Origin of the sequence: Labilithrix sp. (assembly GCA_019637155.1) — a bacterium.
In the GTDB taxonomy this organism is placed as follows: Bacteria; Myxococcota_A; Polyangia; order Polyangiales; family Polyangiaceae; genus Labilithrix.
The window spans coordinates 194,344-210,708 of sequence record JAHBWE010000005.1 but is presented as its reverse complement, the minus strand read 5'-3'; the positions used below and the strand labels follow the sequence as shown (position 1 = coordinate 210,708).

Below are 16,365 nucleotides of genomic sequence, written 5' to 3'. Positions count from 1 at the left end.
ACAAGGCTTACCTGGCGGCGATGCGACCGCCGCCTTCCGACGACGAGCTCTTCTCGCAAACCCGCACGGGCAGGCTCCGCATCGAGCCGGCCTGGGCGCCCACCCTCCGCTCGCTCCGCGGCCGCGAGGGCCAGACGCTCCTCCACGAAGCGCGCTCGGGCGCGACGGTGCAGGCCCTCCTCGACCTCGGCCTCGATCCGAACGCGCGCGACGCCAAGGGCCGGACCCCGCTCATGTGGACGCACGACGCCGACGGCAACCGCCGCCTCCTCGCGGCCGGCGCCGACGTCCGCGCGGAAGACCCGAAGGGCGAGACCGCGCTCGCGCATCAATCCGGCGGGCTCGCCGCCGGCCTCGGCTACGGCTGCCCCAACCTCACCGCGCTCGAGGTGCTCCTCGAGGCCGGCGTCCGCCTCCCCTCCCCGCGCGAAGCGGACGCGTGGATCGATCGCGCGGAGAGCTGCGTGAGCCATCCGATGGAGCACTCGGAGTGGCGCCGCTTCCGCCAGTGGGTCCGCCGGCGCGTCGTCCCCGAGGACACGCGCATCGTCTACACGATCGAGGTGTCGCCCGATCCGGACGGAAGCGCGGAGCTCGTCATCGGGCCGGACCTCGCGTGCAAGGTCTGGTTCATGGCCAACGCGCGCGACTACACCGAGGTCGGGACCGTCGCCGAGGAGACGCTCGACGAGCTCCGCGCGCTCGCGCGAGCGGCGGGGATCGCCGACCTGACGCCGCCGCCGCGCGCGCCGGGAGAGCGCGCCCGGCGCATCGACGTCGCCGCCCCCGGCGCCGTCGCGCGCTTCGCGTGGATCGGCGACAGCGCGCTGCCGTCGCTCCCGGCCTACGCCAAGCTCGCCGCCGCCCTCGACGCGATCCTCGCGCGCGTCGGCGGCCCCTACCTCCCGACCTTCGCGCGCTCCGGATGAACGCTCGGGTCGACGCTCGCCAAAGAAATGACCATCGAAGCCGTGCGGCTCGCACGAATAGGCTCCTTTCCGACGTTGGTCGCGGACGTCGAAAGGAGCCACGAAGATGCAGCTCGAACGAACATGGTCGGTCCTTCTCCTCGCATCCGCCTGCGTCGTCGCGGCGTGCACGGGCGCCGACGGCGCCCCCGGGCCCGCCGGGCCGCCCGGCGCACCGGGCGAGAGCGGCGCGCCGGGGGCCAACGGGAAAGACGGTCAACCCGGCGCTGACGGCGAGAAGGGAGACGTCGGTCCGAAGGGGGCCGACGGAGACGCGGCCGCGGCGGGGATCACGGGGACCATCCTTTGCCGAGCGCAGTTCCTGAGCGGCATGGCGGAGGTGTCGTTCCAAGCGGTGCAGCTCGCGAGCGGCGACGCCTACGCCACGGCCATGATCCGCGGCACGGAGAGCCCCCTCTTCGGAGCGGGGACGAGGTTCTACCCCGCCTCCGATCCGAACGTCGCGACGGTCCCCGTGATCGTCGAGCTCGACGGCTACGGCGCCTCGAACAACGGGTTCTCCGTCGTGCGGCTCAACCCCGCGACGCGCGGGCTCACCCTCGTCGCGGTCGATCCGGATCTCGTCGGAGGAACCACGACGTTCGAGTTCCCCGCCACGGCCTGCCAATAAGAAGGCCGGCGCCTCTCGCGAGGGCCGGCCTTCGGTGAAGCGCTGGTCAGAGCGCCGTTCGGATCAGGCTTCCGCCTTCTTCGCGGGGGCCTCCGCGCTCTCGGCCGCGTTGATGCGCATGCCGTAGAAGCTGCGGTAGACGAACACGACCGACGCGCCGAAGAACGCGGCCGCGAGGATGGTCGGGAGCGTCTTGTCGCCGTGCTTCATCTGCTCCGCGAGCTCGACGGCGAGGAGGCCGAAGAGGGTCGTGAACTTGATGACCGGGTTGAGCGCGACGCTCGACGTGTCCTTGAATGGATCGCCGACCGTGTCGCCGACGACGGACGCGTCGTGGAGGGGCGTGCCCTTCATCTTCAGCTCGACCTCGACGATCTTCTTCGCGTTGTCCCAGGCGCCGCCGGCGTTCGCCATGAAGAGCGCCTGGAAGAGGCCGAAGAGCGCGATCGCGATCAGGTAGCCGATGAAGAAGAACGAGTCGTAGAACGCGAAGGCGAGCGTGCTGAAGAAGATGACGAGGAAGATGTTGAACATCCCCTTCTGCGCGTAAATCGTGCAGATCTCGACGACCTTCTTCGAGTCCTCGGCCGACGCCTTCTCGACGCCCTCGAGCTTGATGTTCGCCTTGATGAACTCGACCGCGCGGTACGCGCCGGTGGTGACCGCCTGCGTCGACGCGCCGGTGAACCAGTAGATGACCGCGCCGCCGGCGATGAGGCCGAGGAGGAACGGCGGATACAGGAGCGAGATCTTGTCCGTGTTCTCCGCGAAGCCGTTCGTGAGGGTGACGATGATGGCGAAGATCATCGTCGTCGCGCCGACGACGGCGGTGCCGATGAGCACCGGCTTCGCGGTCGCCTTGAATGTGTTGCCCGCGCCGTCGTTCTCCTCGAGCGCGTGCTTGGCCTTCTCGAACTGGACGTCGAAGCCGAAGTCCTTCTTGAGCACGTCCTTCACGTCCGGGACGTTCTCGATGAGCGAGAGCTCGTAGACCGACTGCGCGTTGTCCGTGACCGGACCGTACGAGTCGACCGCGATCGTGACCGGACCCATGCCGAGGAAGCCGAAGGCGACGAGGCCGAAGGCGAAGACGGCGGACGGGTCGAAGGTGCCGATCATCATGATCGAGCCGACGCCCTCCTTCGACACCATGTACGCGGTGCCCATGAGGAAGATGAGGACGATGCCCATCCAGTACGCCGAGAAGTTACCCGCGGTGAGACCGGAGAGGATGTTGAGCGAAGCGCCGCCCTCGCGCGAGGAGGTGACGACCTCCTTCACGTGGCCCGACTCGGTCGAGGTGAAGACCTTGATCAGCTCGGGGATGATCGCGCCGGCGGCGGTGCCGCAGGTGATGATGATCGAGAGCTTCCACCAGAGCGACTGGTCGACGATGCCGATCGCCTGACCGGCCTGACGCGCGGCGTTCACCTCCTCGGGCGACATGCCGGGGATGAGGTACTTCGAGACGACGAACGTGAGGATGACCGAGACGACCGACGTCAGGATGACGAGCGTCGTGAGCGGGGCCTCGAAGTTCATCTTGTCGGCGTCCGCGTACTTGCCCTTCGCCATGACGTCGTTGATGAAGTACGAGCCGACGCTCGCGATCACCATGACGATGCGCATGACGAAGATCCAGACGAGGAGCTGGACCTGGACGGTCGGGTTGTGGACCGCGAGGAGGATGAACGAGATGAGCGCGACGCCGGTGACGCCGTAGGTCTCGAAGCCGTCGGCGGACGGACCGACCGAGTCGCCGGCGTTGTCGCCGGTGCAGTCGGCGATGACGCCCGGGTTACGCGCGTCGTCTTCCTTGATCTTGAAGGCGATCTTCATGAGGTCCGAGCCGATGTCGGCGATCTTCGTGAAGATGCCGCCGGCGATGCGGAGGGCGGAGGCGCCGAGCGACTCGCCGATCGCGAACCCGATGAAGCAGGGGCCGGCGTACTGGCCGGGGATGAAGAGGAGGATGGCGAGCATCAGGACGAGCTCGACCGAGATGAGGAGCATGCCGATCGACATGCCGGCCTTCAGCGGGATCGCGTAGGCCGGGAACGGCTTGCCCTTCAGCGCGGCGAACGCCGTGCGCGAGTTCGCGAACGTGTTCACGCGGATGCCGAACCAGGCGACCGCGCAGGAGCCCGCGATGCCGACGAGGCTGAACGCGAGGATGATGATGACCTGCGCCGCCTTGCCTTCGGCGAAGTACTTCTGCGCGATGCCGAAGTAGTAGACGATGATCGCGCCGATGAACGCCTCGAGGATCAAGATGAACTTGATCTGGGTGACGAGGTACGTCTTGCACGTCTCGTAGATCAGCTCGCTGATCTCGAGCATCGACTTGTGGACCGGCAGGTTCTTCAGCTGCCCGTAGATGACGAGCGCGAACACCATGCCGAGGGCGGCGACCACGAGACCGCCCATGAGGAGGCTCGAGCCGGACATGTCGCCCATGAACCGCGCGACCTGGACGTCGCCGAGGTTCGGGACGACGAGGCTGGCCTCGCCGCCGTGGTGGACGGCCGGGGCTGCCGGTGCGTCGCCATGACCGCCACTTTCGACGGCCTGAGCGAGCGCGGGGAACGCATAAACGAGGGTGAACAGCAACGCACTGAGCTTCAGGAGCCAGTTCGTCACGACCTTACGAGACATCATTCGACCGAGTCCTCTCCGAGTGGGGTGGGCTTCGGGATCCTGTCTCTTGTCCCGATCGAGCCCAACGACTCGAGGGGTTGGCCGCCGACCGCTGTTTTCAGCGAGTGGCGCTTCAGCACGCCTCGCCTTCGACCACACTGCCGGTCGAAGGTGCGCGCCTCATAACATGGCGTGGCGCGGCGCGACAACGAACAATCGTGACGGTTGAGTGCCGTCGAATTCGCTCGTCTTCTTGTGGGCTTGCGGCGCTCGCGCTAACACAGGTCGATGCTGCGGCCGGTCCTCGTCCTCTCGCTCGCGTCGATCCTCGCCTGCAGCGAGGCGAAGACGCCCGCGATGAAGGGCGAGGCCACGCAGATGGTCTTCGACACGGTATCGCCGTCGGTCGTCGCGATCTTGAACGACGATCGCGCGCAACGAGAGGTGGAGGTGCGCCTGGCGATGCGCGACCTCGGCCAGCAGGAGCGCGTGCCGAAGACCGTCGTCGACGTCTCGCTCCGGAAGGAGCCGATGCCGCACGGCACCGGCTTCGTGGTCGACGGCGGCCTCGTGCTCACCGCCGCGCACGTCATCCGCTCCCCCGACGAGCTGATGCTCACCACGAAGGCGGGGCAGACGGTGCCGGCGGAGCTCGTGCACATCGACGAGGTCCGCGACGTCGCGCTGCTGCGTCCGAGGGTGCCGCTCACCGGCGTCCCTCCCCTCGCCCTCGCGACGACGAACCCCGCGCCGGGGCATCGCGTCTGGGCGCTCGGTCACACCGGCGCCGGGCTGTGGGCGCTCGCGTGGGGCGTGTCGGAGGGGATCACCTCCGGCGTCGTCGATCTCCTCGGCGCGAAGCTCCTCCTCTTCGACGCGCCGGTGTACCCCGGGTTCTCGGGCGGCCCTGTCGTCACGATCGACCGCGAGACGGGGCGCCCCGTCGTCGTCGGCGTGAACCACGCGATCCTCTACGCGGGCGGCCTCCAGTCGTCCACCATCTCGAGCGCGTCGTCGGCGTCGGACATCCGCGCCACGATCGCGCGCACGCCGCCGGCCCTCGCGGCGCGCCTCGCGGAGTACGCGCGCGCGAAGGACAAGGAGATCCGCGCCGGCCTCTTCATCACGAAGAACCTGACCGTGCACCGCGATCCGACCTCGCTCACGACCGCGGCGATCGAGGGCAACGAGCGCACGATCCACGTCGGCTCCGACGACGTCGCGCGCGTGCCCGCGGTCGCGATGCTCTTCGGCCTCCCCACCGGCGAGCACGAGGTGACGTTCGAGGTCGAGGGGCCCGACGAGGAGGCCGTCGACACCCAGGCGCGCCGCGTGAGGGTCGCGCCGCACGAGCGCGTCGTCTTCGCGACGGCGGACTTCCGCTTCGAGCCGAAGGTCAGCGGGCGCTACCATGTCCACGCGAAGCTCGGCGACAAGACGGTGGGCCACGCCGACGTGTGGATCGAAGATCCCGATCGCGACGACGAGGCGCTCGCGACGGAGGCGACGGAGGCGGAGGACCTCTCCGAGCCGCAGGTCGACGTCATCGTCGCGTCGGGCGGACGCGAGGATCCCTTCGCGCTCTCCGGCATCCGCTCGGGCTGGGTCGAGTGGCGCTACCCGCGGCGCGTCGAGTTCACGTGGTACGCGCGCGGCTCGCGCGGTTGGTCGGGGACGAACGCCGCGATCAGCTCGTTCGTGCTCGACGACAAGGGCACGGTCGTGGGCCGCGGCGTCGGCTGCTTCCGGCCCGAGCTCCGCCCCGCACAGCCGTGGCAGTGCGCGGGCGACGGGGGCGATCCGCTCATCCGCGCGCAGGGCCGCTACGACATCGTGTTCACGATCAACGAGCGACCGATCGCGATGTGGCCGATGGAAGCGATGGTCCGCTCCCCGAGCGGCAGAGGCAGCTCGATCGACAAGTGGCTCGAGGACCTGAAGAAGCAGAACACGCTCCAGAAGAAGAAGCCGCGATGAGGACGCGCGGGCTTCGCTCGCGAAGGCCTTCGGAGCTCGCCTCGTCCTGAACGCGCCGTGACGGCTCACGCGTGGAGGCGGAGGATCTCCAGGCCGTCGCGGAGGTCCTCCGCGCGTTCGTAGCGCGCGGCGAGATCGAGGAGGACGAACCGCTTCTCCGCGCGCGGCGCGCCGAAGAGGACGGGGCAGACCTGGTTGCCTCCCTCGTAGAAGAAGCCGTCCTCCGATTTGTCGTGGCCGTGCACGACGACGCGGAGATCGAGGCCCGACGCAGCCGAGACCTGCGCGAGCATCTTCGCGCACGTGGCGGCGGGCTGCCCGTAGCTGCCGAGCAGCGTGAAGACGACGCGCGCTTGCCGCTCCGTCATGCGCCGCACGTCGAGCGGGACGCCGTCGAGCTCGGCGAGGGAGACGAGCGCGTCGTCGGGCGCGCCGTGGGTGAGGAGGACGCCGTTCGGCGCTGCGACGGCGAGGAGCGCCGGCTCGAAGAGCGCGCGCAGCTCCGCGATCGCCTCCGGCGTGAGGGTCGCCTCGAGCGCCGCCGCCTCGTCGCGATGGAACTTCCTGGTCTTCGGCCCGCCGACGTGCGCGTGATCGTGGTTGCCGAGGACGAAGAGCACGTGCTCGGGGTCCTCCGCGCGGAGGTCGAGGAGCATCCGAACGATCGCGGCGGAGCCGTCGTCGTGGTCGTAGAGGTCCGGACGATCCACCCGCGCGGCGGCGTTCGGCGCGTGCACGACGTCACCGAGGACGACCCAATACGTCTCCGGCTCGGCGCGCCTGACGTCGCGGAACCGCGCATCGAGGGCGCGCATGTCCTCGAGGTTTCCATGGACGTCGGTGCTGACGAGGAGGCGGCCGCGACGCGGGAGGACGCGGTGACGGACCGTCATTCCGAAGAGCGTAGCGTCTCACCCAAACCGTCGCGACGTCGTGGGTCAGAGCGGAATGACCAAGACGGTCCGGCTCGCCGGTGCGCTCCTCCTCCTGTTCTCCGCCGCCTGCGGCGCCAACACGAACGCGGGCTCGACCCCCGCCGTCGCGCCGGGGCCGCGGCCCGTGCCCGCGCCGACGCCGGACGAGGAGGCCAAGCTCGCGGCGGCGGTCGAGAAGCTCGTCGCGCACGACCGCGCGAACGACTGGACGCCGGTGGTCTGCGCCGAGGTCGCGCGCGCCTTCGAGGCGATCGGGACGAACGCGCAGGCCCTCTACAACGCGGCCCTCGCCTACCAGCGCTGCGCCGACGAGCCGAGGGCGAAGGCGCGGCTCGAGAGCGCGCTCAAGATCGATCCGTCGCTCCATCACGCGCGCGCGCAGCTCGCGCTCTACCAGTACAAGGCCGACGGCGACGCCGATCGCGCGATCGCCGCGCTCTCGGACGCGGTCACCGCCGCGCGCTTCCAGAACGTGCCCGCGCTCGTCGACCTCGCCACCGTGCAGATGGCGCGCGGCGGCCCGCGGGGCGGCGAGGGCTGCAAGGACGACCTCGACTGCGCGAAGCTGAACCTGCAGCGCGCGCTCGCGATCGACGACGCCCACATGCCGGCGAAGAACCAGCTCGCGCTCTACTACCTGAAGCTCGCCGAGCGGCGCGCCGGCAAAGGCAAGAAGGCGAACGTGCAGGAGCTCGAGCTCGCCGCGCTCGTCTGCGCGCAGGCGATCGCGCGCGATCCGAGCTACGCCCCGATCCACAACACCGCCGGCCTCGTGCACATGGCGCTCGGTCAGGTGAACGGCGCGGTCGCGGAGTTCGGCGCCGCGCGGAAGCTCGACGCGCGCTTCTTCGAGGCGCACATGAACTACGCGGCGGTGAACCTCGGCTTCCGCGGCTTCGCGCAGGCGGAGGCGGCGTACCGCGCGGCGGTGGCGCTGCGCCCGAACGACTACGACGCGCACCTCGGCCTCGCGCTCGCGCTGCGCGGTCCGCTCACCGGCAACGAGCCGGACTACGCGCGGCGCCTCGACGCGGTGCAGGGGGAGCTCGACGCGGCGAAGAAGATCGATCCGAACCGGCCCGACGCCTACTTCAACGAGGGCATCCTCCGGCAGGAGTTCCTCACCAAGACCGGCGCGCCGAAGAGCGAGAGCATCGCGAGCCTCGAGCGCGCGCGCAAGAGCTTCGAGTCCTTCCTCGATCGCGCGAAGGGCAAGGCCGAGTACAAGGACGCGGTGACGCGCGGCGACGAGCGGATCAAGGAGATCGACGCCGCGATCGCGTTCTTGAAGTAACGCGCGCTCAGCGGCACTCGGGGTTCGTGACGAGCCGCTCGTTCGGGCCGCGGCGGTTTCCATCCCGGAGCGGCACGCGTTGCTGAGCTCGAGGCGACCGGCGGCGGCCGGGGTCGAGAGCGGGTGAGTCTTTCAGGTTGGCGAGGAGCCGCCGAGGTGATCGAATCATGCGTGCCGCCATGACGCCCGTCCTTCGCCGGATCGCCGTCCTCGCCGCGCTCGCCGCCGCCGCGTGCGCGCCGACGATGTCGAGCCCGGTCGAGTACCGGGAGCGTCCGATCTCGGCGCAGGCCGGCGAGGAGTACTTCCTCCGCGCCGGCGGCGGCGATCCGTACGCGGCCGGCATGGCGTACCCGGTCTTCCTCGCGTTGATGGAGGACTTCCCCGACCTCGGCGCGGACTGGACGGCGTTCGCGGAGCGGTTCGGGATGATCCCCGCCCCCGCGGCGAAGGGCGATCCGCGCGCTCCGCCGATCGGCTTTCATCTCACGACCGATCCGAACACGAGCGTGCAATGGGTCGTCGGCAACTGCACGATGTGCCACGCGGAGCGGATCCGCCTCGCGTCGGGCGACCTCGTCGTGACGGGCCTCGGCAGCAAGTCGGTGCGCCCGCACGCGTACCTGAGCGCGCTCATGCGCATCGGCACGAGCCCGCGCCTCTCGGAGGAGCGCATCCTCGAGATCGCGACGAAGCGCGCGCGCGAGTGGCGCGTGCCGTGGCCCGAGAACATGCGAAAGCCGATCGTCGACGCGACCGTCTCCGCGTTCCGGTCCGGCGCGAAGAAGCGCGCGTCGAGCGTGCGGCGCTTCGAGCAGGCCCTCCCCGGCCGGATGGCGACGATCGAGAGCTTCGCGCTCGGCCTCGAGCCGTGGGTCAAGCGGCCGATCGCGATGCCGGAGACGATCGGCTGGGCGAAGGTCCCCGACGTGCGGAGCTTCCCGTACCGCGAGACGCTCTCGTACGACGGCTCGGGCTTCGGCTCACCGCAGACGCTCGTGCTCGAGGCGGACTTCCTCTTCGGCGTGCGGCCCGAGTGGTACGTCTCGCATCCGCACATCTCGACGAGCGTGTACCTCTACCTCCGCGGCTACACGCGCAAGCTCCCCTTCCCCGGCGCGATCGACCGCGCGCGCGCCGAGCGCGGCAAGGCGGTGTTCGACGACACGTGCGCGCACTGCCACGGCTACTACGTCGATCACGGCGACGAGATGCGCGTCAGCTACCGCGAGCGCGTGGTCCCGATCGACGTCATCGGCACCGATCGCGCGCGCCTCGACGCGGTCACGCCGTCGTTCGTCCAGGCCGCGAACGACTTCGCGCCGACGAAGGGCTACACCGCGGTGCGGAACACGGGCGGCTACGTCCCACCGATCCTGCTCGACGTCTGGGCGCGCGGCGTCTTCGGCCACGCCGGCCAGTGGCCGAGCCTCGAGGTGCTCGCGACGCCGCCGGCGGAGCGACCCCGCAGGGTCATCGTCGACACGAAGGGCCTCTACGACCTCGACCGCATCGGCGTCCGCTACGAGGTCGACGACGGCCCGCCGCGCGAGCTCCGCCCCAGCGAATACGCCATCGACGCCTCGACGCCCGGCTTCTCTACCGCCGGCCACGTCTACCTCTCGTCCCTCGACCGCGACGATCGCCACGCAGTCCTCGAATACTTGAAGACGCTGTGACGGTCAGGGGCTTCGCCCCCGACACCCCCGCGCGCGCACGGTGCTCGCCTTGCGTTGCGCGGTTTGGGGGCGTGTTCAGCCGAACTGGACGGCGGAGACGAAGACGCCCATCACGTCGTCACGGAAGATGCGCTTGCCTGGGTCGCCGGCGCCGGCGCCGGCGGCGACCATGAGCGGGAGGAGGTGCTCTTCGCGCGGGTGGCTCTCGCGTGCCGCGGGGGCCGCGGCCCATCCGACGAGCGCGGCCTCGCGCTCCACGGGCGCGCGCTCCACCGCGTCGGCGAGCCAAGCGTCGAACTTCTCCGACGCCGCGCGCCCGCCGCCGCTCATGAAGCCGCGCATGTTGTGATAGCTCATGCCGCTCCCGACGATGAGCACGCCTTCGTCGCGCAGCGGCGCGAGCGCGCGCCCGATCGCGAGGTGCTGCGCCGGGTCGAGCGTCGACTGGAGCGAGAGCTGCACGGTGGGGATCGCCGCGTCGGGGAACGCGACCTTGAGCGGCACGAAGACGCCATGGTCGAACCCGCGCGCCTCGTCGCTCTTCGACGAGATACCTGCACCCTGCAACAACCCGCGCACGCGCTCCGCGAGCGCGGGGGAGCCCGGCGCCGGCCACGTGAGCTCGTACGTGTGCTTGGGGAAACCGTAGTAGTCGAAGTAGAGCGGCGGCGCGGCCGAGGTCATCACCGTCGGCACGTCGCTCTCCCAGTGCCCGGAGACGACGAGGATCGCCTTCGGCTCCTCCGGCAACGACGCCGCGAGCCCTTCGAGCCAGCCCCGCATGCGCTCCCACGTATCCGCAGGCCCCATCGTCCAGTCCATGAAGAAGCACGGCCCACCCCCGTGCGGAATGAAGAGCGTCGGCATCCGTGCCATGCCCCTCAAGGTGCAACGCGCTCCACGCCGGAACAAGCAGCGCGCCCGACACAGATTGTTCCACCAGCGGAACAGTTCTCCACGACCCGCGCCGAGGAAGTTGGGCTGTGGACAGCTCCGGGTCTCGGCGATGTGACGGTTTCGGACCGCAGTCTGGTGAGCGCCAAGCTCGCGTCGGCGGTGAGGCGGTGCGTGAAACGATCGCGTGACGGAGCGGTGCCGCTGCGCGCTGCGAAATGGCGGCCGCGCGCTTGCCCGGCCGGAGAAATCAAACATCCTATTCAATTCAACAAACAAACGAGTTTATCGGCATCATGCCTCGCATCAAACATCATTGTTTTCCACAAGCCGGGAGCGGGGCCGAGGTGCCACGCGCAAGATCAGCCGTAATTTACGAGACCACGACGGTACGGCGTGACCGGGCTCCGTGTTGGGGTGTGGATAACCTTGTGGATAAAAAAGTGATTGAGCGGCGAATTTTTGTCTTGCGAGTCTCGGCGCCGTGGGGCATAAACCGCTCATGAAGTTCGCGGCACATCGGGCCACGAACTCTCGGTCGTAGAAGCCGTCTAGGCGCTGCGTCCGGCATCGGTGCGAGCGGGGCAATCAGCTCCCGTCGACGGCCGAGTCGGTCGAGCTTCCCGGCGTGCTTGGGTCGTCAGTCCCAGGCACGGTCTCGGGGAGTGAAAAAGGTGTCTGTACTCTCGAACCACCTGCGGGTGGACCGTCACGGATCGCGGGTGACCGTACCGTGACACTCGCAATGCCCTTCCAAGCACTCTCCCCAGCCTGGGGAAAAAGTGTGGGCGGCGTGAGCGGGAGAGCCGGCGCGAAGGCCGGAGGGAGCAATCTCTCCGCGATGAATTTCCTTCGCGTGTCGTGACGGTAGAAGGCATCCCGGTTTTCCGGAAGGCGGCGCTCTTCGCGGGGCGTCGTCGGAACGAAGGCCTAGGTCGGCTCGTATCGGTGGCAGCGGCTTCCTCCGCGGTCAACGAGCGCGCCGGTGACAGCGGATGTCCGGAGGTCGCCGAGGAGGGGAACGCCGTCGGCCTACGCCACTTCAAGCGTAGGCACCGGACGCAGGCACGGGACACCGTCGCATGCGTTACGGGACGCGTCCTTCGCTCGGTCCTTCGACCCGTACGCGTCGATCCTCGCTATGCATCGTTCGGGCAACCGGGCGGTGGCGGGGCGCTCTCGGAGGCATCGCGGCTGGGCAAACCTGCGCAAGCGGGAGGAACCAGCACCGGGGTCGTCGAAGCGGACGTCGTGCGGCTCGCCGCTCATCACCGCTCTCGCAAGGGAGAGGCGTGGTGGGTCAGAAAAGGAAGGTGGTCGAGGCCATCGTCCCTGCGAGGACATGAGAGTCGAGGTTTGGTTGCCCGCACGTCGTTGTGCAGTTGCAGAAGTCGTCAGGCGGCGTCTGGTCTCGAATAAGCTCGGCATTCGCGCAGCAAAAACTGCGGCAGGGTCGAGTGAACGGGGACCTAGCTCGAAGTGAACGGCGGTGGGTGAAACCATCGGCGGGTACGGCGGGCGAAGCGACGTCGGGGTTCCGGCCAGGCTCCCGAGTGAACGGGAGGGGTCCGGACGAAGACCCAGGTGGCGCGAGAGCGTCATCGGCGGTCGGCCCATCGCCCGAAAGGCGGTGTGTCGGTCGCGGGACCGGGGCTGTAATGGCCACCGGATCCTACGAAGGGTCCCTGTCGATGGAAGGCATCCCGGATCACAACGGGGCGTCGGCTTTCACGAGCAGGCGTCAGCGGTGGTCTCCGGCGGTCTCCACATCCTCCGATCCGTCCTAACCCGTAAAAACGCGGGCGGGCGGCCAAGACAAAGAAGCAGGCAACGTCGGGGAAGCTCGACGAAGCGCTGAGGATGTAACTGAGAGATCGCGACAGGGGTGTCAGAGGCTCGGTCGCCTGAGTGTCGTGGGAAGAAAACGCCCACGCTCGTGTCTCCAGCCCGCGAGGGATTAGAGCTCGAGGTCAGCACGCAGTGACGATCCGCCGAAGCGGTCTCGGGTGTCGTGAAACACTCGGTCCCCCGATCGTGTCGTACGGAGCCTTAGTCTCCGTGGGACGTCCGCGCTGGGTAACCAGCGAAGCGAGTCGGGAACGCGCGAGGTGCGGGTGCACGTAGTTCGTTTGGGTGGCAGAAGTCGGTTCGACGCATCGCGCGTCTTCTTCACCGGTCGATCGCAAGGTCGGACGGTGGGCAAAGAGGGCGCTAGCCGGAAGGAAATCCGTAGCACCGCCTGACGTACGGGCGCGGATGGGTAAAGGGCGAAACGGTGCGGGAGTGCCTAGAGGATCTGAACAGGGTTCCCGCGGCATTCCGTTCATGGGTCTCGGCTCGTGAAGTCGCAATACGACGGAAGGCGTTCTCGGGCTTTTGCCCGTCTTGCTCTCAACCAGCAGGGCGGCGCGGGGTCCTCTGACCAGCAGGTCAACTCCTCCTCAGCCTCCGGCGGCATTCGGGAAACCGGGTGTCACCGCGCTGACGATAGGCCAGCACATCGGGCGGAAAGGAATCCGACTCGGGTGTGCCTGCGGGTGACGACGAGAACGTCAGAGATCGACACGGTTCGGTGAAGGCTCCACAAGGTCCGAGAAGGTCCACGGGGAGTTCGCATCCTCGGCGCTGAAAAGGCGTCGGTCTCAGAGGTGCGCCGCGCGGTGATTCGGTCGAAGCTGGCGGCAGCGAATAGCTCCGTCGACCCTCCTGTCCTCTGGTCTCGCGAAGGGCCGGGGTTCTAGGCGAAGGCACCCACTACGAATACGAGCGATGGCGGCGGTGACGACGGTCACCGGACGCAGCGTCCAACGGGATCGGTCATGGAACCGATAGCGGAGCGCTAAGACGCTCCCCCACGGAAAGCGAACGACGACGAGGGCGACCGGGTGACCGGTTCGTCCTCGTCGCCTTTTTGTCGCAATTCGACTAGGTTCCGCGCCCAACCATGCCCGACCAGCCCTCACGTCAGGACAGCTCGCGCGATCTCCTCGAAGAGCTCGAGGACGGCTGGGCGAAGCCGTCGAGCAAGAAGGTCGCCGCCGCGACCGAAGCGGCCGCCGACGCCGACGGCGACGAGAGCGCCGAGGGCGACACCGATACGGAGACCGAGGAGCGCGCGTCGACGCCGAACGTCGACGAGCTCGACGAAGGGTGGCTCGATCAGCTCTTCCCCGAGGACGAAGAGGAAGACGAGGAAGAGGAGCCCGAGCCGGAGCTGCCGGACGAGAAGCTCGACCCCGAGGCGTTCGCGGCGGCGAAGAAGGCACGCGAGGAGCGCGCGACCGCGCGGAAGGAGCGGAAGAAGCAGAAGCTCGAGGCGAAGCGCGCCCGCCAGCGCGCGAAGGCCGCCGCGATGCGGCAGAAGCAGAAGGGCAAGGCGAAGAAGAAGGCCGCATCCGTCACGCCGACGTCGACACGCGGCGCGACCTCCTCGACGCGCGGCGCGGCTACGACGCGCGGCGCGGTCACCTCGACGCGCGGCAAGGACAAGAAAGAGGCACGCAAGAAGGCGCGCGACGCGGAGATCGAGGAGCAGGAGGCCGCAGAGACGGCGGACCGCGACGACGACGAGGCGAAGCCCGTCCGCCGCGCGTCATCGAACGCGAAGACGCCGACGAAGGCAGGACCGTCGACGATGCAGTCGATCAAGCTCCTCGCGATCGTCCTCGCGGTGCTCCTCGCCATCGCCGCCGCCGTCGCCGCGATCGCGAAGTAGTCATCATCACGCGCGGCACTGACAACGGCGTCGCTGGATCGGCAGAGGCCCAGGATGCCCAATCGACGGGGCAAAACCGCGCTGGGGACGGTGTAGGAGATTGGCACCAGTCGTGCAGCCCACCGTTTCGAGAGAGAATGTCGGGGATGCGTCGGTTCATCGGTCTCGCGGCGGCGGCCGCTGCGCTCTTCGCGGCGGTGCCCGCGGGCGCGTTCTGCCGGTCGACGTCGTGCCGCGCGACGCCGGCGAAGGAGTGCCCGACCGACGAGGACCAGTGCCCGACGACGGGGGCGAAGCTGTTCTGGCCGACCTCGTGCCTCAGCTACGCGACGAACCGCCTCGGCACGCAGGACCTCGATCCCGCCGACACGCGCGCCATCATCCGCCTCGCGTTCCAGGCCTGGACCGACGTGAAGTGCCCCGACGGCCGGATCGCGAAGATGGCCTTCGAGGAGCGCGACCCGATCCCGTGCAAGCGGAGCGAGTACAACAAGACCGGGCCGAACGTGAACGTCGTCCTCTTCCAGGACAACGACTGGAAGTACCGCGGGATCGACGGGACCCTCGCGAAGACGAGCGTCACGTACAACGACGACACGGGCGAGATCTACGACGCCGACATCGAGGTCAACGCGGCGAACAACACCGTGACGATCGACGACGAGGAGATCGAATACGACCTCCAGGCGATCATGACGCACGAGGTCGGGCACTTCATCGGCATCGCGCACTCGTCGCTGTCGACCGCGGTCATGTACGCGTCGTATTCGCCCGGCTCGATCGCGCAGCGGAAGCTCTCCGACGACGACGTCGAGGCGGTCTGCGCGGTGTACCCGCCGGACTCGAAGGCGGCGTGCAACCCGGAGCCGAGGAACGGCTACAGCGAGCGCTGCGACGAGCTCCCCACCTCGACGGGGATCTGCTCGACGCAGCCGGCGGCGGGAGGCGTATCCTACGGGGTGGCGTTTCTCTTCATGGGCTCGGGGCTCTTGGCGGCGCGCGCGCGGCGGCGCCGGCACTTTCGGATGGGACTTGGAGGACGACGATGAGAGGTGGCCTTTGGCTTTCGGCGGCGGTCGTACTTGGGGTTCTCGCGGTCGCCTGCACGACCGTGACGCCGAGCTCCACGAGCGACGACATGATCTGCACGCCCGGCGCTTACGTCTTCTGCCGCTGCGCCGACCGCACGAAGGGCACGAAGCTCTGTCAGGACGGCAGGAGCTTCGGCCAGTGCGCGGTGAACAAAGAGGGTGACTGCGGCGAGGTCGCCGACCCCAACACCGGGAAGGACGTCGACGGCAACGGCGACATCATCCCGGGTCAGGGCGACGACGACGATGACGACGACAACGAGCCGAGCGAGCTCGACACGTGCCCCGGCAAGACCGTCTCCGTCCCTCCCGGTCAGACGATCAAGCTCGAAGGCGACACGAGCCGCGCGGTGAACGATCGCCGCGGCAAGCCCGGCGGCGCCTGCGCGGCGGCGGTCGACGCGCGCGACTTCGTCTATCACCTCATCCCCTCCGGCAGCGGCAAGCTCGAGGTGCAGGTCACCGGCAAGGGCGCGCTCGACCCGATCACGTACCTTCGCAGGACCTGCGACGACGAGAACGACCAAGCGACGTGCGGTCCGCA

General features: G+C 68.8%; 10 protein-coding genes. 7 read left to right on the top strand and 3 right to left on the bottom strand.

Annotated elements, in window-relative coordinates:
- Nucleotides 1–20 precede the first annotated feature (20 nt).
- Nucleotides 21–929, top strand: coding sequence for a hypothetical protein (locus tag KF837_11880; GenBank protein MBX3228009.1), 909 nt, complete (start codon nt 21–23; stop codon nt 927–929).
- Between the two features lie 106 nt (nt 930–1,035).
- Nucleotides 1,036–1,599: a hypothetical protein gene (locus KF837_11875; GenBank protein MBX3228008.1), complete on the top strand. Its 564-nt coding sequence runs from the start codon at nt 1,036–1,038 to the stop codon at nt 1,597–1,599.
- 63 nt (nt 1,600–1,662) lie between these two features.
- Here the strand turns inward: KF837_11875 and KF837_11870 are convergent, their stop codons facing one another.
- On the bottom strand, nt 1,663–4,254 hold the full coding sequence (locus KF837_11870) for a sodium-translocating pyrophosphatase (protein ID MBX3228007.1): 2,592 nt from the start codon (nt 4,252–4,254) through the stop codon (nt 1,663–1,665).
- A 270-nt stretch (nt 4,255–4,524) separates the two neighbouring features.
- Here KF837_11870 and KF837_11865 point away from each other — a divergent pair, with 270 nt between their 5' ends.
- Nucleotides 4,525–6,213, top strand: coding sequence for a trypsin-like peptidase domain-containing protein (locus KF837_11865; protein ID MBX3228006.1), 1,689 nt, complete (start codon nt 4,525–4,527; stop codon nt 6,211–6,213).
- Nucleotides 6,214–6,278: 65 nt separating this feature from the next.
- Here the strand turns inward: KF837_11865 and KF837_11860 are convergent, their stop codons facing one another.
- Nucleotides 6,279–7,106 (bottom strand): metallophosphoesterase, encoded by an 828-nt coding sequence (locus KF837_11860; protein ID MBX3228005.1) that lies wholly within the window; start codon nt 7,104–7,106, stop codon nt 6,279–6,281.
- 55 nt (nt 7,107–7,161) lie between these two features.
- Between KF837_11860 and KF837_11855 the strand changes: the two genes are divergently transcribed.
- Complete coding sequence (locus KF837_11855; GenBank protein ID MBX3228004.1) at nt 7,162–8,442, top strand: hypothetical protein; 1,281 nt, start codon at nt 7,162–7,164, stop codon at nt 8,440–8,442.
- Nucleotides 8,443–8,621: 179 nt separating this feature from the next.
- Nucleotides 8,622–10,121: a hypothetical protein gene (locus KF837_11850; protein ID MBX3228003.1), complete on the top strand. Its 1,500-nt coding sequence runs from the start codon at nt 8,622–8,624 to the stop codon at nt 10,119–10,121.
- 75 nt (nt 10,122–10,196) lie between these two features.
- Here KF837_11850 and KF837_11845 read toward each other — a convergent pair whose 3' ends face one another.
- Nucleotides 10,197–10,997, bottom strand: a complete 801-nt coding sequence (locus KF837_11845) for a dioxygenase (GenBank protein MBX3228002.1) — start codon at nt 10,995–10,997, stop codon at nt 10,197–10,199.
- Between the two features lie 2,962 nt (nt 10,998–13,959).
- Here KF837_11845 and KF837_11840 point away from each other — a divergent pair.
- Both KF837_11840 and KF837_11835 read left to right on the top strand, forming a co-directional pair.
- Nucleotides 13,960–14,730 (top strand): hypothetical protein, encoded by a 771-nt coding sequence (locus KF837_11840; GenBank protein MBX3228001.1) that lies wholly within the window; start codon nt 13,960–13,962, stop codon nt 14,728–14,730.
- 146 nt (nt 14,731–14,876) lie between these two features.
- Nucleotides 14,877–15,779 (top strand): matrixin family metalloprotease, encoded by a 903-nt coding sequence (locus KF837_11835; GenBank protein ID MBX3228000.1) that lies wholly within the window; start codon nt 14,877–14,879, stop codon nt 15,777–15,779.
- The last annotated feature ends 586 nt before the right edge of the window (nt 15,780–16,365 follow it).